15 protein-coding genes and 1 pseudogene are annotated in these 22,290 nt (G+C 71.9%); 8 read left to right on the top strand and 8 right to left on the bottom strand.

Annotated features, from left to right (window positions below; all coding sequences use genetic code 11):
• Positions 1–138: 138 nt before the first annotated feature.
• Positions 139–927 (top strand): hypothetical protein, encoded by a 789-nt coding sequence (locus tag ABZY44_RS23140; protein WP_356656756.1) that lies wholly within the window; start codon positions 139–141, stop codon positions 925–927.
• 183 nt (positions 928–1,110) lie between these two features.
• Here the strand turns inward: ABZY44_RS23140 and ABZY44_RS23135 are convergent, their stop codons facing one another.
• Positions 1,111–1,773: a response regulator transcription factor gene (locus ABZY44_RS23135; protein ID WP_356656754.1), complete on the bottom strand. Its 663-nt coding sequence runs from the start codon at positions 1,771–1,773 to the stop codon at positions 1,111–1,113.
• Complete coding sequence (locus ABZY44_RS23130; protein ID WP_356656752.1) at positions 1,770–2,939, bottom strand: histidine kinase; 1,170 nt, start codon at positions 2,937–2,939, stop codon at positions 1,770–1,772. Before ABZY44_RS23130 ends, ABZY44_RS23135 begins: the two co-directional genes overlap by 4 nt.
• A gap of 132 nt (positions 2,940–3,071) precedes the next feature.
• Here ABZY44_RS23130 and ABZY44_RS23125 point away from each other — a divergent pair, with 132 nt between their 5' ends.
• Both ABZY44_RS23125 and ABZY44_RS23120 read left to right on the top strand, forming a co-directional pair.
• A complete protein-coding gene (locus ABZY44_RS23125) occupies positions 3,072–3,983 on the top strand; it encodes an ATP-binding cassette domain-containing protein (RefSeq protein WP_356656750.1) in 912 nt (303 codons plus the stop codon).
• Positions 3,980–4,843 carry an ABC transporter permease subunit gene (locus ABZY44_RS23120; RefSeq protein WP_356656749.1) on the top strand — a complete coding sequence of 288 codons (864 nt, stop codon included), beginning with the start codon at positions 3,980–3,982 and terminating at the stop codon, positions 4,841–4,843. The genes ABZY44_RS23125 and ABZY44_RS23120 overlap by 4 nt, the downstream gene beginning before the upstream one ends.
• A gap of 7 nt (positions 4,844–4,850) precedes the next feature.
• Here the strand turns inward: ABZY44_RS23120 and ABZY44_RS23115 are convergent, their stop codons facing one another.
• The 3 genes from ABZY44_RS23115 to ABZY44_RS23105 form a co-directional block, all read right to left on the bottom strand.
• Entirely contained in the window at positions 4,851–5,126 is a 276-nt protein-coding gene (locus ABZY44_RS23115) for a hypothetical protein (protein WP_356656747.1), read from the bottom strand.
• Between the two features lie 105 nt (positions 5,127–5,231).
• Positions 5,232–5,786 carry an MOSC domain-containing protein gene (locus tag ABZY44_RS23110; protein ID WP_356656745.1) on the bottom strand — a complete coding sequence of 185 codons (555 nt, stop codon included), beginning with the start codon at positions 5,784–5,786 and terminating at the stop codon, positions 5,232–5,234.
• Positions 5,787–5,806: 20 nt separating this feature from the next.
• On the bottom strand, positions 5,807–5,989 hold the full coding sequence (locus ABZY44_RS23105) for a hypothetical protein (RefSeq protein ID WP_356656743.1): 183 nt from the start codon (positions 5,987–5,989) through the stop codon (positions 5,807–5,809).
• A 201-nt stretch (positions 5,990–6,190) separates the two neighbouring features.
• On the opposite strand from ABZY44_RS23105, the gene ABZY44_RS23100 reads away from it, so the two are divergent.
• The 3 genes from ABZY44_RS23100 (at position 6,191) to ABZY44_RS23090 (ending at position 11,675) form a co-directional block, all read left to right on the top strand.
• Positions 6,191–9,319 (top strand): DEAD/DEAH box helicase, encoded by a 3,129-nt coding sequence (locus ABZY44_RS23100; RefSeq protein ID WP_356656741.1) that lies wholly within the window; start codon positions 6,191–6,193, stop codon positions 9,317–9,319.
• Positions 9,316–10,692, top strand: a complete 1,377-nt coding sequence (locus ABZY44_RS23095) for an SWF or SNF family helicase (RefSeq protein WP_356656739.1) — start codon at positions 9,316–9,318, stop codon at positions 10,690–10,692. The genes ABZY44_RS23100 and ABZY44_RS23095 overlap by 4 nt, the downstream gene beginning before the upstream one ends.
• Before the next feature lie 482 nt (positions 10,693–11,174).
• A complete protein-coding gene (locus tag ABZY44_RS23090; RefSeq protein WP_356656737.1) occupies positions 11,175–11,675 on the top strand; it encodes a hypothetical protein in 501 nt (166 codons plus the stop codon).
• A 196-nt stretch (positions 11,676–11,871) separates the two neighbouring features.
• Here the strand turns inward: ABZY44_RS23090 and ABZY44_RS23085 are convergent.
• Positions 11,872–12,201: pseudogene (locus ABZY44_RS23085) on the bottom strand (transposase); the annotation flags it as partial.
• A gap of 65 nt (positions 12,202–12,266) precedes the next feature.
• Positions 12,267–14,363, bottom strand: a complete 2,097-nt coding sequence (locus ABZY44_RS23080; protein ID WP_356656735.1) for a SpoIIE family protein phosphatase — start codon at positions 14,361–14,363, stop codon at positions 12,267–12,269.
• Between the two features lie 866 nt (positions 14,364–15,229).
• On the opposite strand from ABZY44_RS23080, the gene ABZY44_RS23075 reads away from it, so the two are divergent.
• Together ABZY44_RS23075 and ABZY44_RS23070 are read left to right on the top strand one after the other, a co-directional pair.
• Positions 15,230–17,896 carry a SpoIIE family protein phosphatase gene (locus ABZY44_RS23075; protein ID WP_356656733.1) on the top strand — a complete coding sequence of 889 codons (2,667 nt, stop codon included), beginning with the start codon at positions 15,230–15,232 and terminating at the stop codon, positions 17,894–17,896.
• A gap of 121 nt (positions 17,897–18,017) precedes the next feature.
• Positions 18,018–19,163, top strand: a complete 1,146-nt coding sequence (locus tag ABZY44_RS23070; RefSeq protein WP_356656731.1) for an extracellular solute-binding protein — start codon at positions 18,018–18,020, stop codon at positions 19,161–19,163.
• A 298-nt stretch (positions 19,164–19,461) separates the two neighbouring features.
• On the opposite strand, the gene ABZY44_RS23065 is transcribed toward ABZY44_RS23070, so the two are convergent.
• Complete coding sequence (locus ABZY44_RS23065; RefSeq protein ID WP_356656785.1) at positions 19,462–22,275, bottom strand: NHLP bacteriocin export ABC transporter permease/ATPase subunit; 2,814 nt, start codon at positions 22,273–22,275, stop codon at positions 19,462–19,464.
• Positions 22,276–22,290 lie beyond the last annotated feature (15 nt).

The raw sequence follows: 22,290 nt of genomic DNA, 5'->3' as shown, positions 1-22,290 counted from the left end.
GCTCCGGGGTCCCCCTCTGTGGCGGGCGGCCAACTCTGCGTACAGGTAGCGGGCTTGGAAATCGCCTCCCGTGGGCTCTCGACGTGGCGGTTACCGGCTGGTTAGGGTGCGCCCACAAGAGAGCTACCGGGAGGCCACGTGTCCGACGAGGAGGACGGCGGGTCGCTGTACGTGCTGACCGCCGTGCTGCTGACCCCCGCGCAGTTCCCGAGCATCCTGGGGGACGACTTCCCAGAAGCGTGCTCCCTCCTGGGCGTGCCCTCCGCGGCACCCGGATACGGGCTGGTGCTCGGGCAGGACGAGGAGGGTGCGCGCTGGACGGTCGTGGTCGACGACGTCTCGCTCGTGGCCATGGCCATCGCCTCGTGGGACTGCGGGATGGAGTACGACCTGTCCCCCGACGAACGGTCCATCGTGGTCTCCCTCGCGGGCTGGCCGCTGGAGCTCTCGGTGGCGGCGGCGGGGATACCGGAGCCGCACGATCCGGAACAGGGCGCGGACGGCACCGGACGGGTGCCGCTGGCGCCGCCGTCCGCCGAGGCCTGGGGGTCGGTGCAGCGGCGGATGGGAGCCGACCAGATCGCCCGGGAGTGGACCGCCTGGAGCGAGCGCGTGGCGGCGGACGGCGGGGTCGCGGCGGCCGCGCACCCGGGGCTGGCACGGGCGCTGAAGGAGGCCCTGGGGTACACGCAGAGCCCGCCGCCGCCCGGTCGGGTACGGTCCTCCTTCGCGGGCGACGACGCGCGGACGCTGCGGGTCGACGGGCCCGGGTGGTCGCTGGTGGCCCGGACGGGCGGGGCGGCCTTCGTCCTGCTGAACGAGGAACCGGGCGAGGTGCTGGCGGTGCCCCACGAGGGGGACGGCGACCTCCCCGAACTCTCGGACCTGCTGGAGGGACTGGACCGCGTCGCGGTGCGGCCGGCCTGAGACCGAGGGGCGCGACGGCGCGACGGCCCTCACGACGTCGTGCTCGCCGGGATGACCGGCTGCCCGCTTCGAGCTGGGCCGGAATGCGGCCGGCCCTCAGCTCCCGCAGGTCCGGGACGTGGTTGTGGAGCGCGCCGGGGCTCACCCCGAGGAGCTTCAAGGGGCGTGCTCCGCCGGTGAACCTCACCCTGGGGGCGCGACCAGGCCGGTCTCGTAGGCGAGGATGACGAGGTGGACCCGGTCGCGTGCGTCGAGCTTGGTGAAGAGCCGTGCGAGGTGGGCTTTGGCGGTGGCCACGCTGATGGTGAGCTCTTCGGCGATCTCGGCGTTGGACAGGCCGCGGCCGACGAGGGTCAGGACCTCGCGTTCCCGGTCGGTGATGCCGTCGACCACCGCCCGGCGGGTAGGGGCGGCGGGTTCGGGCCGTGCCGCGAACTCCTCGATGAGACGGCGGGTGACGCTCGGAGCTATGAGGGCATCTCCGGCGGCGACGACCCTGATCCCGTCGAGGATGGTCTTCAGCGGCATGTCCTTGACGAGGAAGCCGCTCGCTCCGGCGCGGAGCGCTCCATAGACGTATTCGTCGTCGTCGAAAGTGGTGAGGACGAGGACGCGGGTCGTCGACTCCGGATCGGCGTTGACCCGGCGGGTGGCCTCGATGCCGTCCATGCCGGGCATGCGGATGTCCATGATGGCGACGTCCGGCCGCAGCCGTTGGACCAGTTCCACCGCCTCGGCACCGTTCCCCGCCTCCCCTACCACCTCCAGGTCGGGGGTGTCGGCGATGAGGACGCGCAGGCCGGAACGGATCAGGGGCTGGTCGTCGACCAGAACGACACGGATCATCGGCCTGCCCCCACGGGCACCGGAAGCCGAGCTGCCACGCGGAAGCCGCCTTCCGGACGCGGGCCGGCGCTGAACTCGCCGTGCAGCAGACTGACCCGTTCGCGCATTCCGGCGATGCCGTATCCAGATTCTGCGACGGTGCCGCCCGAGCCGAGGTCGACGATGTCGACGGCCAGTTCGTCAGGGCGGTAGTCGACCGTGACGCTGCAGTCCCGGGTGCCGGAATGCCGCACGACGTTGGTGACCGCCTCCTGGACGATGCGGAAGGCCGCCAGGTCGACGTCGGAGGGCAGGTCGCGACGTTCCCCCCGCCACCGGACGTCGACCCGTACCCCGGCGGCCGCGGTCTTCCCGACCAGCTGACCTATGGCGGCCAGACCAGGGAGCGGATCCAGCGGCGCGGACTCCGGGTCACCGCGGCGCAGTGCGCCGAGCATCCGCCGCAGACCGGCGAGGGTCTCTCTGCTGGTGGCCTCGATGGCATCCAGCGCGTTGCGCGTCTCGGCGGGCTGGGTGTCCATGACCAGGCTGCCCACGCCGGCCTGGATGGCGATGATGCCGATGTTGTGGGCGACCATGTCGTGCAGCTCCCGGGCGATCCGCAGCCGCTCGGCCGTGACCGCCTGCTGCGTGGCCTGGGCGCGCACCGTGTCCGCGTGTGCCCGGTCCTGATGGATCGTGTTGCCGATCAGCCAGGCGATGACGACGGTCGACGCGAGGGCGGCCGGCACCGAGAAGTTGAAGAAGTACCCGCGTCCCAGACGCCAGACCGTGTACACGGCCAGCACGCCGACCGGGAGCGCTGCGGCGAGGACCGAGACCCGCCGTGAGCGGGTCGCCGCGGTGTAGCCCACGGCCGCATCGGCCAGCAGGAAGAGCACGACCGGCGTCGCCCGCACCGGCATCCCCAGCGAGAACACGGTGCCCGCGAGCGCGATGGCCACGGCCGCCAGTGGCGCGCGGAACAGGAGCGCTGCGCCCAGGGTCGTGACGACGGCGGTGACCAGGAGCGGTGCGTCCTCGATGTTGCCGTTGTACCGGAGCAGACGCGGCAGTTCGTCGGGCCGCTGGAGCGTGCGTACCAGGATGAGGGCGGACCAGAAGGCCGCCACCCACACACCCGGCGGCACGCGTTTGAGCAGGGGTGGAGGGGAAGTGGCGATCATCAGTCGATCCTATCGACGCGCTCCCGCCGGGGCATTGGCCCACGGGCGTAATCCCCCGGGCCACCAGCAGGGCTCACACGTGTGAACCACCGGCCGATGCCGGATCCTTGTCCTCCCCGGCAGCGTGGACCCATGATCGAATCCACCCGGCTGACCAAGCGGTACGGCGAGACTCTCGCCGTCGACGACCTGACCTTCACTGTGGAACCGGGCAAGGTCACCGGCTTCCTCGGACCGAACGGCGCAGGCAAGTCCACCACACTGCGGATGATCCTGGGCCTGAACGCCCCCACCAGTGGGTCCGTCACCGTGGACGGGGTTCCCTTCTCGCACCGCCCGCGCGGACTGCGTCACGTCGGTGCGCTGTTGGACGCCCAGGATGTCCACGGCGGACGCAGCGCACAGGCGCACCTGTCCGCCCTGGCCCGCAGCAACCGCATCCCGCTGGCCCGCGTGGACGAGGTCCTCCAGGAGGTCGGGCTGGCCAAGGCGGCGCGGCGCCGGATCGGAGGGTTCTCCCTCGGAATGAAGCAGCGTCTCGGCATCGCGGGCGCCCTGCTCGGCGATCCGCCGGTGCTGCTGTTCGACGAGCCCCTGAACGGTCTGGACCCCGAGGGCGTGCTGTGGGTGCGCGGTCTGTTCCGCCGTCTGGCGTCCGAGGGCCGCACCGTGTTCGTCTCAAGTCACATGATGGCCGAGATGGAGCACACCGCCGACCGGCTCATCGTCATCGGCCAGGGCCGGCTGATCGCCGACGAGAGCCTGGAGGACTTCTCAGCCCGCAACGCCTCCCTGGGCGTGACCGTGCACACGCCCGACCTGGCGGCCCTGGAGGCCGTACTGATCGCCGAGGGCGCCTCGGTGCGCCGCGAGAGCGACCAGGCGGGCCGGGTCACCGGCCTGACGGCAGCCCGGATCGGCGACCTCGCCCACCGGCACCGCATCGTGCTGCACGAGCTCGCCACCCACACCTCGTCCCTGGAGTCGGCGTTCATGTCCCTCACCGCCGACAGCGTCGAATACCTCGCAGGAGAAGCCCGATGAGCACCATGATGTCCTCCGGCACCCGGCCGTCCGAGAACGCCGCCGAACCGGTGGCCAGGTTCGTCGACCTGCTTTCCGCTGAGTGGATCAAGATGCGGTCCCTACGGTCGACCTATTGGGTGCTCGCCCTCAGCGCCGTCGTCGCCATCGCGATCAACGTGAACGCCGTCCACTCCGACCTGACGTACATCGACCAGCCGCATCCCCCGCTACCCGGCCTCCCGCCCTACGCGTACGATCCGCTGTTCCACGGCCTGGGCAGCATCGCCGCCGACGTCATGGCACTGGCCGCGGCCAGTTTCGGCGCCATCACGGTCTTCGGCGAGTACGCCACCGGAATGATCCGCACCACGCTCGCCGCCACCCCCGACCGGCGCGCGGTCATCACGGCCAAGGTGGCCGTCGTCACGGCGATCACGCTCGTCCTTGGTGTGATCGTCTCCGTGACGTCGTTCTTCACCACCAACGCGATGCTCGCCTCCCGCCACGTCGGACTCTCCCTCCACGACGCCGGCTGTCTGCGGGCCGTCACGGCCTACGCGCTGGTCATCCCGGTCTGCGCGCTCATCGGCATGGCGCTCGGCGCCGTCCTGAGACACGCCACGGCCTCGATCGTCGCCGTCGTGGGGATGCTCTTCATCCTGCCCATGCTCTTCGGTGGCGAGAGGTACCGGCTCTTGAAGGAGATCGGCAACCACCTGCCGCTGGCCGCGCAGGCCCGGCTGTCGCTGAACCCCGACGGCAACACCAGCCTGGGCGAACATCCGGCCACGATCACCGGCTCCTGGATCGCACTCGCGGCCTGGGCCCTCGTCTCCGCCGCCGTCGCTGTGACGGTCGTGCGGCGACGGGATGTCTGAGCCCGGCTCAGCCGGGGGCCTGCGGCACGCATTCCTGGAACGCGAAGTCGACGTCGAGGTTCTCCTCCACCGCGTCCCGCGGCAGCAGCTGCTCGGACCAGTCGGCGTACTCCTGCGAGCCGCGCACCGCGGCGTCGCCGGTCCGCGGCCCGTCGGCGGGGTAGCAGAACACCATCGCCTCGACGTGCCGGCGCAGGAAGCACCCGGCCTGCGGCGGCCCCGGATCACCTTCTGCCAGTTCTGCGTGGCGAAGGGATACTGACGGGCCGGCCCTGGTCGTCACGGTCCGGGATGTAGTCACGGGCCAGGGTCCGGTGGGCCTTGGCGTGCGCGACGGCGTCAAGGACGCCGGCGTCCTCGCTCGGCCACCCGCGGCGCGCGCGCCCCGTCAGACGCGTTCGAGCGGGATGTACGGGAGCGGCGGGAGCGTGATCTCGATGGTGTCGCCCGGGCGGATGGTGCCGCCCCGGCGGACCACGCCCATGATTCCGGCCTTGCGGAGCAGATGGCCCGCCTCGTCCCGTCGCACCACCTGCTTGAGCAGTCCGTGCTGGAAGGCGTCGATCTGCCGGCACGGATTGCGCAGGCCGGTCACCTCGACCACCGCGTCCGGGCCGAGCCGCAGCAGGGTCCCGGTCGGCAGACCCAGGAGGTCCACGCCCTGCGTCGTGACGTTCTCCCCGAGCTGACCCGGCTCCACCGCGTACCCGGCGGCACCCACCTCGTCGAACAGCTCCCGGTGGATCAAGTGCACCTGCCGCAGGTTCGGCTGTGTCGGGTCCTGGGCCATGCGGGAACGGTGCTTGACCGTGACGCCCGCGTGGACGTCGCCGTCGACTCCGAGCCCTTCGAGGAGCGTGATGCTCTCCCGCGTCGGCTTGGTGAACGAGTAGACACCGTTGCTGCTGACCGCCGCGACCCGCGCCGTCCCCGGCAGGCTCATGAACGCTCCCTCTGCCGCCGTCAGCGGCCGATCCGCTTCCTCGACACGCCCCGCAGCCTACGACGCTGCGAGGAGTCCAGCAGCAGGTAGGCGGCCGTCGGCACACCGATCAGGACCAGGAGTCCCGCCCAGAAACCGACCGCCCAGAAGAGCACGATGGCTGCCACGACCCCGGCAACCGCGACCTTTCCGCTTGTGGACATCTGCGGACACCTCTTTCTCCGTCGGCCACTACCCCCTCAACGCACGCCCCGGCTTCCGCGTTCCCGGACCGCGTGTCCGGTCGCCCACCCCACGGGCCACCTTCGAAGTGACCCGGGTCACGGCCCCACCGCGGCCGACGGGCGGTCCGCATGGGTTACCCTCGGCCACTCACCGCACCAGTAGTCAAGTTTGAGGAATCCGTGCTCTCCGAGATCTCCGGCCTCATCCACTGCACCACCACCTTCCTGCCCGGCGAACCGGCCCGCGACGGCCGGATCGCCTTCTGGCAGCCCGGCGCCGGCTTGCCGGCACCGGGATCTCCCCCCTTGGGGTCGCCCCCACCGGGATCGCCCCCGCTGGAGCCCCTCACGCTCGAGCCACCCGTGCCGGAGCCGCTCGCGCCGGGGTCCGGTCCTCGCCGCCCGGGCGCCCTGAGCGGCACCGGTGAGCTCCTCGCCGGCGCCACCGTCGAGGAACTCGCCTATGTCACCCCCGGCCTGCGGCTCGCCACGGCGACCGCGCTCGTCCTGCCCGTCGCCCAAGCCCTCCCGCTCCTCACCCGGGTCCGGGCCGCCGCCTCGGCCGGCGCCGCGCCCTTCTGGGGGGCGGCCGCCCTGCTGGCCCTCCGCCTCGTCGCGCGCGGCCTGCTGCTCCCCGGACTGAGCCCCGCCGGGTACGACGCCTGGCGACTCGGGCCCCTGGACGCCGCCGATCTGGAAGAGGTCCGGGAGCTGGCGGCCGCCATGCCGCCCACCGCGCACTGCGTCCCGCTCGGCGACGGCATGCTGCGGCTTCCCGCGCCGGAGCCGCTGCTGCGCGCCTTCCTCGACGCCGTCGCCGACTCCCTGCCCCGGTCCCCCGCCGCGTCCACGGCCGCCGGAGGGTCCGCCTACGCCGCCCTCGCACCCCTGCCCCACCCCGAGTTGCGGGACTGGGCCGCCGAGGTCGCCGCCGGGCACGACGCCGGTGTGCGGGTCTCGCTCCGGATCGAGCTGGACCGGCCCGGGACCGAGGCCTCCGGATTCCGGGCCGTCCTGCAGATGCACGGTCCGGCCGACACCGCCCTCGTCGCGGACGCCGCCGACGTCTGGGCCGGGTCCGGCCCGGCCGCGGCCGCCTTCCCGCCCAGGGCCCGTCTGGACGCCCTCCGGGCCCTGCGCCGGGCCGCCCGCCTCTGGCCGCCGCTCACGCCGCTGCTCGGCTCGGCCGTCCCCGATTCCGTGGACCTCGCCGACGAAGAGGTGGCGGAGCTGCTCGGCGAGGCCTCCCGGGCCCTGGCCGCCGACGGGGTCCAGGTGCACTGGCCGCGCGGGCTCGCCCGTACGCTCACCGTCCGCGCCGTCGTGGGCCGTCCCGCCGAAGCGACGGGCGGAGCCGTCGGCTCCGCCCTGCCCGGTCTGCTCTCCCCCGCCTCCTCGCACCCCCTCGCCTGGCGCTACGCCCTCGGCGGCCAGGGCGACCTGACCCCCGGCGAACTGGACCGGCTGGCCGAGGCGAAGCGGCCCCTGGTCCGGCTGCGCGACCAGTGGGTCCTCATCGACCCGGCCGAGGCGCGCCGGGCCCGCGCCCACGCCCGCCGCGACCTCCACGTGACGGCCTCCGACGCGCTGGCCGCCGTACTGACCGGCTCGGCGGAGCTCGACGGCGCGCGGTACGACGTAGAGGCCACCGGACCACTGGAGAGTCTCCGCGCGCTCCTCGCCGCCGATCCGGAGCATCCGGGGACTCCGGGGACTCCGGACGATCCGGCGGGTTCCGCGGGCCTCCAGGCACCGGCCGCCCTCCGGGCCACCCTGCGCGACTACCAGCTCCGCGGCCTGCGCTGGCTCGCCCGGATGACCGGGCTCGGTCTCGGCGCCTGCCTCGCCGACGACATGGGCCTGGGCAAGACCGTCACCCTGATCGCCCTGCACCTCCACCGGCAGGAACAGCGGCGGGAGCAGCGGCTCGAGAGCGCCCCCACGCTCGTCGTCTGCCCGGCCTCGCTCCTGGGCAACTGGCAGCGCGAGATCGAGAAGTTCGCGCCCGGCACACCCGTACGCCGCTTCCACGGGACCGGCCGCAGCCTGGACCACCTCGCCGCCGAGGACGGAGGATTCGTCCTCACCACGTACGGCACGATGCGCCTGGACGCGCCCCGACTCGCCGCCGTCCCCTGGGACATGGTCGTCGCCGACGAGGCCCAGCACGTCAAGAACCCGCACTCCTCGACCGCCAGGGCGCTGCGCACCATTCCGTCGACCGCTCGTGTGGCCCTCACCGGCACACCCGTCGAGAACAACCTGTCCGAGCTGTGGGCGCTCCTCGACTGGACCACGCCCGGCCTCCTCGGCCGCCTCGGCACCTTCCGCACGCGCTACGCCGAGCCCGTCGAGAGCGGCCGCGATCCGCAGGCCGCGGCGCGGCTCGGGGCGCTCGTACGGCCGTTCCTGCTCCGCCGCAAGAAGTCCGATCCCGGGATCGCGCCCGAGCTCCCGCCGAAGACCGAGACCGACCACACCGTCTCCCTCACCCCTGAGCAGGCCGCTCTGTACGAGGCGGTCGTGCGCGAGACGCTCGCCGCGATCTCTGGGGCGGACGGGATGGAGCGGCGCGGCCTCGTGATGAAGCTGCTGACCTCGCTCAAGCAGATCTGCAACCACCCCGCCCAGTACGTGAAGGAGCGTGGCGCCAGGGAGCACACCGGCCCGGTCTCGGGCAAATTGGAACTCCTCGACGAACTGCTCGACACGATCACCGCCGAGGGCGGCTCGGTGCTGGTCTTCACGCAGTACGTGGCGATGGCCCGGATCCTCGAGAAGCACCTCGCGGCACGCGGCATCGGCTCCCAACTGCTGCACGGCGGTACGCCGGTGGCACGCCGCGAGGAGCTCGTGGACCGCTTCCAGGCCGGCGAGACCCCCGTCTTCCTGCTGTCGTTGAAGGCGGCGGGGACCGGGCTGAACCTGACCCGGGCCGGCCACGTCATCCACTACGACCGCTGGTGGAACCCGGCCGTCGAGGAACAGGCCACCGACCGCGCCTACCGCATCGGCCAGACCCAGCCCGTCCAGGTCCACCGCATCATCGCCGAAGGCACGATCGAAGACAGGATCGCGGACATGCTGGAACGGAAACGGGCGCTCGCGGACGCCGTACTCGCGGGCGGCGAGGGCGCGCTGACGGAACTGACCGACGCCGAACTGGCCGAACTGGTGGCGCTGCGCCCGGTCACGGCCACCACGGCGACACCGGCACCGGCACCGGCACCGGCACCGGCACCGGCTACAACGACCGCCACGGCCACCGCCACCGCCACCGCCACCGCCACCGAGGAGCGACTTCGATGACCGCGCACGACCGGTACGGTCCGGACGACTCCCATGAGAAGACCTTCCCCGCACTGCCACCGCCCGCCGGACGCGGCTTCGCCCAGACCTGGTGGGGCCACGCCTGGCTCCGTGCCCTGGAGGACAGCGCGCTCGACAGGCAGCAGGTCAAGCAGGGCCGCCAGTACGCGCGTTCGGGCGCCGTGGGGACGGTGTCGGTGCGCCCGGGCAGGCTGACCGCGGTGGTACGCGATCGGGACGGGACGGCTCACCGGACCGACGTGCTGGTGCAGGAGTTCACGGACGCCCAGTGGGACCGGCTGCTCGGGCTGGCGGCCGCCGAGTCGGGGCACATCGCGGCACTGCTGGACCGGGAGGTGCCACCGGAGCTGACTCAGGACGCGGCGGCGGCCGGGGTGGAGCTGCTGCCCGGGATCGGCGACCTCGACCCGCGCTGCGACTGCGACGAGTGGGACCACTGCGCGCACACGGCGGCGCTCTGCTACCAGGTGGCGCGGCTGCTGGACCAGGACCCGTTCGTGCTGTTGCTGCTGCGCGGACGCGCGGAGGCCGATCTCGTCGACGAGCTGGAGCAGCGCAGCACGTCGGAGGCGGAACCCCCGGCGGACCCGGCCGACGAGGGCGTTCCGGCGGCCGCGGCCTTCGCGGCCGAGGCCCTCGCCGCCCTGCCTCCACTGCCCGCCCTGCCTCGACCGCCGCAGGCCCCGGGCCGGCCCCCGGCGCTGGACACGGAGGCGGAGCCGCCGGGCGTGGACGTCGACGCGGTGGAGTTCCTCGCGCAGGCGGCGGCGACGCAGGCGTACCGGCTGCTCGCGGAGGCTCTCGCTCCGGCCCACGCGGAACAGTCCCCGCAGCCCCCGCCGACCTGGGACGAAGACGTCGTACGTCTCACGGCGGAGGCTCACGACCTTCGGGTCCGGTCCCGTCTGGCGGCGGCTACCGACAGGAACCGGGCCGACCTGCACCGGGCCGTTCTCGCCTGGGGCTTCGGCGGAGCCGGGGCCCTCGCGGTACTGGAGCAGGACTGGACTCCGGACCGGGCGTCCCTCGCCAGGGCCCGCGCCGCGCTCGCGTCGGCCTGGCCTGCCGAACCGGCGACGGACGGGTCGGAGACCGGCGGGGCCGAGGCCGACACGGACGCCGGGGGCGAGCCTGACGCGGGCGCCGGGGCCGGGGCCGACGCGGACGCCGCTCCGGTGCTGCGCCGGAGCCGGGCCCGCTGGACGGAGGCGGGCGGCGACCGCCAGCTGCGCCTGGGCCGGGAGGGGCGCTGGTGGCCGTACCGCCGCACGGCCGGCCAGTGGCTCCCGGCGGGCCCGTCGTCCGCGGATCCCGCGTCGGCGCTGGTCTCGCTCGATCCGGACGACGTCTGAGGCCGCACCTCTGACGCCCGGACACCTGAGAGCGGTGCGTGGGGCCCGGCAGCTCCTGCGGCCGGATGTGCCCTTCGGATCAGGGCAGTTGGCGGATCGCTGCGGCAGGTGGCACGCGCCCGCGGCCGGACCGGGTTTCGGCGGCGCCGGTCCGCGTACTGGCCGACGTACCGCTTGCCGGGGCCGCGCGGCGGGACGACGATGGGGGCGCCCCGGGCACCGGGGCACGGCGGCGGCACGGGACGGCGGCATGCACGATCCTTCGGTGGCTGTGCCGGGCGGCGCCGATCCCGCCGAGCGGACGCGGGAACTGCGGCGGGCCCACGCCGCGTTCACCCGGGAGGGGCGGCTCGAGACGCCGGTGCGGGCGGTCATCGCGAGGTCCTGGCGGCGCTGCGCCCGGGCCCGGGTCAGTCCGGAGTGCGCTCCCCGGCTGGAGCTGGCGGGGGCGGACCGGCGCCGGCTTCCTCATCCCCACGGCAGTGGTGGTCGCCGGTTCGACAACCGCAGGCCAGCTCGTTACGAGCTTCGGTCTCAGGCGCACGCTGGCCGCAGCCCTCGCCGTCGGCGCGCTGGGTGCGCTCGCACTCGGGCTCGCGATCTCGCCCGACGGCACATACATCGAACTCCTCCCCGGCCTCGGGGCGCTCAGCATCGGCGACGGGGTGGTCTTCACCACCATGTTCATCGCCGCCGCCACCGGAATCCCCCACCGACAACAAGGCATCGCCTCCGGCATTGCCTCCACCGGCTCAGGCGCGGGCGCAGCCGTCGGCCTCGCCGTCCTCGTTCTGGCAGCGACTGCCGGCCTCGACGGCCTCTCCGGTGAACAGCTTCGAATCGCCACCGCCAACGGGATCAGCACCACGCTCCTCGTCGTGGCAGGCGGAATCGTGCTGACCTTCCTCTTCGCCCTGACCCGCTGCCCGACCCCGTCCGAACCGGTACCCGCCCCCGTGCCGTACCAGACCCGTCGCTGCTGACAGCGTCCAGGACCTCGCTTCCTTCCAGTTGTGGGTCCGGCCGGTGGCACTGGCCGCAGATCGCCAAGGAACTCCGGCAGGTCTACACCGCCGCGACCGCCGACACGGCAGAGGGCCGGTTCGCCGAGTTCGAGGCCGACTGGGGCCGCCGCTGCCCAGCCCCGGTCGCGGTCTGGCGCCACCCGCCACCGGGGACACTGCGGACCATGTGGACCACGCAGAGCTGGACGTCCGACGGCGGCCAGATCGCAGCGATGGAGTCGGGCAGGCCCTTCAAGCCGTCGCAGCAGGCGATCAGCACCTCCTGGACCCCGCGGTTCTTCGTCGAAGCCCTCCGCCCGCCGCTGATGCTTGGGCACGATCTGCGGGCTGAAGGTGCGGGCGCGGTCGCGGGAGATGTCCAGCTCCACCGCCCCCACGTCCGTCAGGATCCGCTTGCGGCGGGTGCCGTTGCGGGAGTTGCCTGCCCGATCCCGGCCCGGTCGCCCTTCTCGTAGCCGAGGTGGTCGGCCGTCTCACTCTCGAGGGGGCCGGCCGCCCAAGGCCACCGGATGCCGGACCCGCTTCCAGGCCCGCACACGAGACGCCTCCTCAAGAGGCGCGACGGACGCGGGCGAGGACGAGAACCGTGTCGTCGGCCGGAGGGGCGGGCAGCAGGCTCGCGAGGATGCGGTCCGCGGTTTCTTCCAACGGGCCTGCGGCTCTGCCCAGTTCGGCGCGCAAAGCTTGCAGGCCGACCTCAAGGCCCCTGCCACGTGTCTCGATGAGGCCGTCGGTATACAGGGCAAGAATCGCGTTCCCGGGGAGTTCGATCTCGATCGTCCGGAAAGGACAGCCGCCGACTCCGAGAGGGACTCCCAGGACGTCGTCGATGGTCTCCACTGTGCCATTCGGCCGGAGTACCAGGGGCGGGGGGTGGCCGGCGCTGGCGATGCGGGCGCGTCCGCTCTTCGGGTCGTAGACGATGTACAGGCACGTCGCCAGCTCGATGCCCGCCTCCTGGGCGCACGCGTCGAGCTCGGTGAGGAGGTCGTCGGGCTCGCTGTCGTGCCTGGCCAGGGCCTTGGTGGTGATGCGGAGGCGGCCCATGGCCGCAGCGGCCGACACCCCGTGGCCCATCACGTCGCCCACCACGAGCACGACCCGGCCGTCCGGCAGATTGATCACGTCGTACCAGTCGCCGCCCACCTCGGTGATCCGGCTGCCGGGCACGTACCGGTGGGCCACGTCCACATACGGGCTGGTCGCCAGCGCACTGGGCAGCAACGCCCGCTGCAGTGTGAGGGCGATGTCCTGGACGCGGCTGTACAGGCGGGCGTTGTCCAAACAGATCGCAGCACGTGAAGCGAGCTCACCGGCAAGGATGACATCGTCCTTGGTGAAGGCCGGCCGGCCCGCGGACCGGCCGAACATGGCGATTCCCTGAACGGTGCCCCTGGCAATGAGCGGGGCGACGAGGACGCAGGCCACCCCGCTCTCGGCCAAGAGCCGAGCGCGTGACTCGATGAGGACGGTCCGGGCCATGAACTCCTCGTTCACCACGGCGGAGATCGCACGGCCGGTTCGCAGCATGTCGTGGATGACGGAGCCGGGCGGATACCGCACCGTCTCCACCCCGCTCACGAGTTCGGTGGCCGGAGGGGGGAGGATCGTCCCGGAGGCGATCCGGCGGGTGATCAGCGGTCGCGCCGGGTCAAAATCCTCTGCCTCGTCCATCCACTCCACGACTTCGACCACGGCGCCGTCGCAGAAATCCGGCATCGACGCGTCGACCAGCTCCTGGGCCGTGAGGTTCACGTCCAAGGTGGTCCCGATACGCGTGGAGGCCCCGTCCAGCAGAGCCAGCCGTCGACGGCTGGCGGTGGCTTCCAGGATGGCCTGCTCCCGGTCCGTCACATCCACCATCAGCCCACCCACTCCGGGGCGCGAGCCAACCGCCTGACTCAGGGGGAAGAAACTCACCGACCGCACTTGGTCACGGTCCGGATGCCCCCGCGGGCGCATACCCACCAGCGTCCCCACGACCGGCGTGCCACCGAGGGCGACGTCGCGGAGCATACGCTGGTACTCGCCGCCGTCGGACATGATCATGACTTCGTCCATGCGCCGCCCGAGGTGCGCCTCGATCGGAAGGCCGTCCATGTCGGCGAGCGCCTGGTTGAGGTGGACGTACCGGAGGTCCGGGTCGAGCATGACCAGGCCGATGGGGCAGGTTTCGAAGAGGGCGTCGAGGAAGGCGAGGTTGGTCTTGACCCGATCGAGCTCGTCGCTACGGCTCGCCAGGATCATCACCACCGAAGGCCCTCCGGCTCCGGTCACGGAGAAGACCCGGAAGCCGCAGTCGAAGACCGTGCCGTCACGATGCCGTGCCGTCAGCCGGCCCCTCCAATAGCCCTGGGTCCGGCCTCGCTCCGTCAGCCGGGCGCACGAATCGGAAGGGCTCTGGTGCCCGTTGGCGAAGAGAACGGCGCCGGGCTTCGACAGGACGGCCGTGGAGTCGTACCCGAAGAGGTCCCGCGCGCCAGGCCCCCAATAACAGACGAGGTCGCCGTCATCGATGCCGAAGACGGCCACGGGCACATGCTCAAGCAGCGTTCCCGGCTCGGACCAGAACGGGCCGTGAGCCTTCTCGCCCCCCGGCCGAGCCGATGGCACGAGATGTCCCCTTCCATCCGCCGTTCTATCCATCCATTATGCGGAGACCTTGGGCTTTCCGCGGCGGAAGGTGCGCCGCGAACGAGGACGGAACCGTCGGCGTCGGACAGCTGGGATCCGATCGCCGTCGCAAGGCCCAGGGGGCTGGGGCGCGCCAGTGGCCGCCAGACGTGCTCGAAGGCGGGCGGTGCGGCACACGGCATCAGCCGGTGCGGTCGTGGTGGTCGAGTAGGCCGGTCAGCGATGCCGTCCGCGGCAGGTCCCGAACAGAAGGGCGTCCTGCGGACGATTCCCCCGCTCGGACCTCAGTACTTTCCTACTTCCCTTGGCCCTGCTGTCCGGCCCAGGCCTGGTTCTGGGTAGCGGTGGCCATGCTGACCCCGAGGGCCGCCCCGGCCGCCGCGAGGGTGACCTTCCGGCCCTGTCGTCACCGCCGCCAGCGCGGGTGTGGCGACCAGCAGCGGGCCGGTGTACAGGACGTGCGCGGGCGTGAGCTCGATGAGGAGCACCATCAGCGCGATCGCGAAGGGCACGCACTCCGCGAGGGTGAAAAGGACCTTGCGCGGCGTGGGGGCGTGGGATCCCAGATCGGCGTGGCGGCGGCCTGGATCCCGCCCGCGCCCCCACGCGCCGCGCCACACCCTCGCTCTGCGGAGGGGCGCCCGGATCGCTGCTGCTCGGCGGCCGTCGCTCCCTGCTGCCGACTACCCGTAGAGGTTAGAAAATGGAGTATGAGCGACCTCCTTCGAGATTTCCGGCGTTGGCTGCTCGGCTCGACCACGAGCTCTTCCTCTCTCCCTCGGCGTCCCCGCTCAGGACGCCACGAGGAGCATCAGGAGCACGCCCAGCCTCCCAACGGAAGGGCGCGGCGGCCCCAGCGTCTGTCCTCCCTGCTGAGCGTGCGCAGCGTGGCCGGCGAGGTGTTCCTCCTGCAGCTGGCCGTCGTGGCGCTCCTCGTCGCCGCCGCGGTGGTGGCGCTCGTGGTACAGGCCCAGAGCGCCGGCATGCTGGACGCCCGGCACCGTACGCTCGCCGCCGCCGGAACGTTCGCGCAATCTCCGGGCATCGTCGCGGCCCTGCGTAGCCCCCATCCGAGCGCAGTGCTACAGCCGAGCGCCGAGGCGGCCCGGAAGATTGCAGGGGTCGACGGCATCAACGTGTACACGCTCGACGGGGTCACCCTCGCCCACAGCGACCCGGAACAGATCGGGAAGCATGTCGTCGGCCCCTTCGCCGGGGCGGCGGCCGGCAAGTCCTTCACCGAGACGTTCGAAGGCTCCTTGGGGCGGTCCGTGGTCTCGGTGGTCCCCGTCAAGGACTCCGACGGCTCCGTCATCGCCATCGTCTCCTCCCCGGTCACAGTCCAGAACGTCCAGAGCATGGTGAACCGGCAGCTGCCGGTCGTCCTCGGCAGCGCGGCCGCGGTGCTCGCCCTGTCCGCAGGCGGGACGGCTCTGGTGAGCCGTCGGCTGCTGCGCCGGACCCACGGCCTGGGACCGGCCGAGATGACGAGGATGTACGAGCACCACGACGCGGTGCTGCACGCGGTGCGAGAGGGCGTACTGATCGTAGGCGGCGGTGGACGGCTGCTGCTGGCCAATGACGAGGCACGGCGGCTGCTGGATCTGCCGGTGGACGCGGAAGGGCTCCCCGTCACGGACCTGGGTCTGGAGGAGGGGATCGCCGATCCGATCGCATCGGGCCGTTCCGCGACCGACGAGCTGCACATGACAGGCGACCGACTGCTGGCGGTGAACATCCGGCCCACGGCCCCCTACGGGAAGGCCGGGACCGTCGTCACGCTGCGGGACGCCACCGAGCTGCGGGCACTCTCCGGCAGGGCCGAGGTGGCCCGCGAGCGGCTGAAATTGCTCTATGACGCGGGGGTACGGGTCGGAACGACGCTGAACGTGGAGCGCACCGCGGAGGAACTGGCGGAGGCGGCGGTCCCGCGGTTCGCCGACGTGGTCACCGTCGACCTGCTGGGCCCGGTACTGCGCGGCGAGGAGCCACCCGAAGCGAGCACCGAGATGCGCCGCGCCGCCGTCGTCGGCCTTCAGGGCGATCACCCGCTCTACCCCGTCGGCAAGCTGATCCGGTTCGTTCCCACCAGTCCCATGGCCGCCGGGCTGGCCAGCGGCCATGCGGTCCTGGAGGCGGACCTGCGCGCCACCCGCGGCTGGCGGGCCCAGGATCCGGCCAACGCCCTGCAGATCCTGGACCGCGGCATCCACTCCCTGATCGTCGTGCCCCTGCGGGCCCGGGGCGTAGTGCTGGGGATGGCCGGCTACTGGCGGGGGCAGGACTCCCCGCCGTTCGACGAGGAGGACGTGTCCTTCGCCGAGGAGCTGACCGCCCGGGCGGCACTGTCCGTCGACAATGCCCGCCGTTACACCCGCGAGCACCACATGGCCGTCACCCTGCAGCGCAGCCTGCTGCCCCGGGCGGTACCGGTGCAGTCCGCCGTCGAGGTCGCGCACCGCTATCTGGCCGCCCAGGCCGGGGTGGGCGGTGACTGGTTCGATGTCATCCCGCTTCCCGGCGCCCGAGTGGCCCTGGTGGTCGGCGACGTCGTCGGCCACGGTCTCCACGCCGCCGCCACCATGGGCCGCCTGCGCACCGCCGTGTACAACTTCTCCACCCTCGACCTGCCCCCGGACGAGCTCCTGAGCCACCTGGACGAGCTGGTCGCCCACATCGACACGGACGAGCAGGAGTGGCAGGGGATCACCGGAGCCACCTGCCTGTGCGCCATTTACGATCCCGTCTCGGGGCAGGTGACGGCCGCCACAGCCGGGCATCCGGGCCCCGCTCTGATCCGCCCCGACGGAACCGTGTCCTTCCCCGAGGTGCCGGTCTCCCCGCCGCTGGGCCTGGGCGCGGGGCTGCCCATGGAGACCGTGACGGTCGACCTGCCCGAAGGCTCTCGGCTGGCACTCTTCACCGACGGGCTGATCGAGAGCCGCGACCGCGATCCGGACGCGGGCCTGACAGCGCTGCGCGCCGCCCTGGCGGGGCCTGCCCGCACCCCGGAGGAAACCTGCACCGTGGTGCTCGACGCGATGCTGCCCGACAGGCCCATCGACGACGTCGCGCTGCTGGTGGCACGCACCCGCCGACTGGATCCCGCGCGGATCGCCCAGTGGGATGTGCGTCCCGACCCTGCGGGGGTGTCCCCGGTGCGCAACGCCTGCGGCCGCCGACTGGCGGACTGGGGCTTGGAGGACATCGCCTTCACCACGGAACTCATCCTCAGCGAGCTGATGACCAACGCCATCCGCTACGGAACCGAGCCCATCCGGGTGAGGCTGCTGTACGACCGCAGCCTGATCTGCGAGGTCTCCGACGGGTCCAGCACCTCCCCTCACCTGCGCCGGGCCGAGACCACGGACGAAGGCGGCCGCGGCCTGTTCCTCGTCGCGCAGTTCGCCGAGCGCTGGGGCACGCGCTACACCGCCCGCGGCAAGATCATCTGGAGCGAGCAGGCTCTCCACAACGGGGCCGCACCGCCCGCGATGGATCTCGGGGAGGCGCTCCTGGCCGGTTGGGACGACGAGCGGTTCTGAGGACGCACCGGTACGACAGCCGCAGGGAAGACAGCGGACACCACCGTCTGGGACTGCGGCGCCGAGGCCGCCGACCGTACGCTGGCCTCGATCAGTACGCGATCACCGTTATGGAGCCTTTGTGCCCGCACCCCGCCTCCGGACAGCCTCCGTCGCCGCCTGCCTGGCCCTCTCTGCGGCCCCTCTCGGCGCCTGCGGAGACAAGCCCACCGCCGCGCCCAGAGCACCCGCGGTGGCCGCCTCCGCCGCGGACGCCGGCGGCATGGCAGCACTGACCACAGCAGCGAAGAAGGAAGGCTCGCTCAACGCGATCGCGCTCCCGAGCGACTGGGCCAACTACGGCGCACTGATCGACGGCTTCGAGAAGAAGTACGGAATCAAGGTCATGATGGAGAATCCGGAGGGTACCAGCCAGGACGAGATCAACGCCCTCAAGGAGCACAGGGGCGAGGGCCGCGCCCCCGACGTGATCGACGTGGGGGGCTCGTTCGCGCAGTCCGCGGCCCGGCAGGACCTGCTCGCTCCGTACAAGGTCGCCGCGTACGACCGGATTTCCAAGGAACAGAAGGACCGGCAGGCCCGCTGGTACAACAACTACGGCGGCTACATCTCGATCGGCTGTGACGCCAAGCGCGTCAAAACCTGCCCCTCGACCTTCGCTGATCTGCGCAAGCCCGAGTACAAGGGCCAGGTCGCGCTCAACGGCGATCCCACCAAAGCCGGCTCTGCCTTCGCCGGAGTCTATGCGGCGGCCCTGGCGAACGGTGGTTCCTTCGACGACATCCAGCCCGGTATCGACTTCTTCGCCGAGCTCAGCAAGAACGGCAACTTCATTCCGGTGGAATCCTCACCGACTACGATCGCGAAGGGCCAGACCCCGATCAGCATCGACTGGGACTTCCTCAACCTCGGATACGCCGACGAATTCCGCCGGAAGGGCGCGGACATTGACTGGCGGACTGCCATCCCCTTCGACGGCAGCTTCGCCGAGTACTACGCGGACGGGGTGAACAAAGAAGCCCCGCACCCCGCGGCGGCACGTCTGTGGCAGGAGTACGCCTTCAGCCCGGAAGGCCAGAACATCCGGCTCGGCGCCTATGCACGCCCCGTCCTCATGGACGCCATGGAGAAGGACGGCACCCTCCATAAGGCCGCCGCGGAGAAACTGCCCACGGTCGAGGGCACGCCGACGTTTCCCACGGAGGCACAGACGAGGAAGGCGAGAGGGACCGTCAACCGCGACTGGGCCAAGGCCGTCTCGGACTGAGGACCGGGTGCGGTCCAGGCCGGACGTGCACCCGCCCGTCCGGGCCTCACGCCGGTGGCCATGACACTCGCGGCCGCTGTCCGACCCACCTGCAGGACCGAACCGAAGTGTCCGGTCCGGCAGCAGCGGCTCGATGCGTGCCCACTGGGCGTCAGCCAACGGTCGCAGCATCCGAGTACGGCCGTCCACGGAGCGGTCGGCGCCTGGCGGGGAGACGTACCCGCCGGGCAGATCCTCTACGTCGGTCACCCCGCTGGGGCTGCCGGACGACTGGCCGTTGCTGGTGGACGCGGCCCGGTCATCGCAGCTGGCGGCGGACCAGGTCGTAGAAGAGGCCGGTCGCGTCGGCGAGCAGTTCGGCGGGAGGGCCCTGCTGGACGATTCGGCCGTCCGACATGGCGATCACACGGTCGGCGTCCATGATCGTGGAGAGGCGGTGGGCGATCACGATGCGGGTGGCGTGCAGGGAGCGGGTGGATTCGATGACCACGCGCTGGGCTTCGTTGTCCAGCGCACTGGTGGCTTCATCGAAGAACAGGATGCGCGGCTTGCGGACGAGGGCTTGGGCGATCATCAGCCGTTGGCGCTGGCCGCCCGAGACGGTGCCGCCGTCGTCGGACAGCATGGTGTGCATACCCATCGGCATGGCCTTGATGTCCTCCGCCAGGCCCGCCATAGCGGCGGCTTCCCACGCCTCCTCGAGCGAGAACGTCCCGGCGCCGCAGATGCAGTCGAGGATCGAGCCGGTGAAGGGCTGTGCGTTCTGCAGGACGACGCCGCACTGGCGGCGTACGGCCGCCTGATCGAGAGCGGCCAGGTCCTGGCCGTCGTACAGCACGCTGCCTTCAGCGGGCTTGTCGAAGCCGATGAGCAGCCGCAGCAGTGTCGACTTGCCGCAGCCGCTGGCCCCCACGATCGCGACGAACTCTCCCTGCTTCGCCCGGAAGTTGACGCTGTCGAGTACGAGCGGGCCGTCGTCGGCATAGCGGTAGGACAGGTTCTTGGCCTCAATGGCGCCGGTCAGCTCGCCCGGTCGGGTACTGGAGCGGCCCACCTCGGGGCTCTCCCGCAGGACCGGCCTGATCTGCTCGAACATCGGCAGCACCGCAGCGGCCGAGATGAGCGCACCGGTCAACTGCGTGACCGACGACAGCAGCATCGTCAGCGCGGTGCTGAAGGTGAGGAACTCGCTGGCGGACATGGCGCCGCGGGCCGGTCCGGCCAGCAGCATGAACATCACCAGTGTGCACAGCGGCAGGTAGACGGCGCCCAGGACCGTGATGACGTTCTGGATCCGGCCGATGCGCTGCTGCAGATCGCGGGTACGGGCGAACTCCCGCGCCCAGGCGGCGTACGCGAAGCTCTCGGCGGCGGCGACGCGGAGCTTGGGCAGGCCTCGCAGGGTCTGGAAGGCCTGGTTGTTGAGCTGGTGGCCGAGCTTGATCAGCCGACGCTGGTAGCGCAGCTGCCACAGCCCCAGGCCCAGGAAAACCCCCGCGATGACGACCAGCATGGCGAGCGCCGCCATCGCCAGCGGCATGCTGTAGACGAGCAGCAGTACGAGGTTCATCGCTCCTACCGCGCCCGCCTGTACGCAGACCGGACCGATGCCGGACAGCACGCGGCGGATGGCGCTGATGCCCATCGCCGCGCCGGCCAGTTCGCCGGTGGAGCGGCCGGCGAAGAACTTCGTCGGCAGCCGCAGCAGCCTGTCCCACACCGCCGGCTGCAAGGTGGCCTCGATGCGGCCTTCCATGCGCAGGAGGGAGGTGTTCTGCAGCAGCATGAAGGCGGCCGAGACGATGCCGGTCGCGATCAGTGCCAGCCCGGTCTGCACGATGAGGCCGTTCTCGGCCTGCGGGACGTACCGGCCGAGGACCTGGCCAGTGGCGATCGGCACCAGTGCGCCCAGGACCACCGCGACCAGCCCGCCCAGGATGAGGCTGCGCAGCTCCGGGATAGTGCCAGCCACACTGAATCGGAGCAGCGCCAGCAGGCCCACCCGCCCGTCGGGCAGGGGGCGGTACAGCATGACGGCGCGCGGTTCGAAGGCGGTCTCGTTGCTCTTCCCGATGCGCTCGCGCGTGCCGGTGGCGGGGTCGACCGCCTCGTAGCCGCCCCGCCGCCACAGCAGGGCCACCGGCGTGCCGTCCCTTTCGCGCCGGCCCACCAGCGGACCGCTGCTCTCCCGCCACCAGCGCCCGCTGAGCCTGACCACGCGGGTGCGGATCCGCGAGGCGAGCGCGATGCGTTCGACGGGATCCGTCTGGTCGAATCTGCTGCCGGCCTCGCCCGGTTCGGACAGGGTGATGCGGGCCGCGTCGGCGACCAGGCGGCACACGGCGAAGGTCGCGTCGACGCTCGCGCTACGGTGAGAATTCCGGCCGGAGCGGACGATGGACGCCAGCAGTGTCCGGTCCGCCTGGGTACGGGCTGCCTGGGCCGCCTCGATTCCGGCCGCCGTACGGTCCTCGTGCGCGCGCTCGAGCTGTTCGATCCAGCGGTCCAGGGCATAGAGCAGCCGGTGCTGCTGGTCGACCATGCCTTGCCACATCGCGGCGTCGACGAGGAGGGTGCCCACCGCCTCCGTCTCGTACACGGCACCGTACTGCACGCTGCCGGGGGTGATCTGCATCCACAGGATGTCATCGTCGGCCCCGCCGTGCTCGGTGGTGGCGCTACCGTCCAGCGGTGCCTGGTAGAGCACGCGCAGGCCACGGCCGACGCCGCGCGCGAAGGCGTCCTCGAGAGGGCTCAGTTGTCCTGCGTCGGCGCCGTACTGCCCTTGATCGGCATACCACGGTCCGCCGTGGAACTGGTCCCCGTGGAACTGGCCGCCGTACTCCGGGCGGTACAGCTCCCGTAGTTCGATGCGGCGCAGCCAACACGCCTGCAGGGGCCGGCCAACCAGGGTGTGGTCAGGGCCCTCGGCCGGGCCCAGCAGCAGCGTGCCCGGCTCCAGCCGGCCCAGGAAGTGCCAGTGCCCGGCCTGCGCGACGTCGACGGCGAACAGGTCCAACTCGCCGTGTACGACGAGCCACAGGACGAGCGGGCCCTCCAGGGACAGGCTGCGCAGGCCCGTGCAGTCGATCGGCGAGCCCAGTCCGCCCAGGGCCGCGACGACCGG

It is taken from the genome of Streptomyces sp. NPDC006544, from assembly GCF_040611715.1.
Lineage (GTDB): Bacteria > Actinomycetota > Actinomycetes > Streptomycetales > Streptomycetaceae > Streptomyces.
Note: the sequence above shows the minus strand (reverse complement) of the source record. Positions and strands in the feature narration are given on the sequence as shown.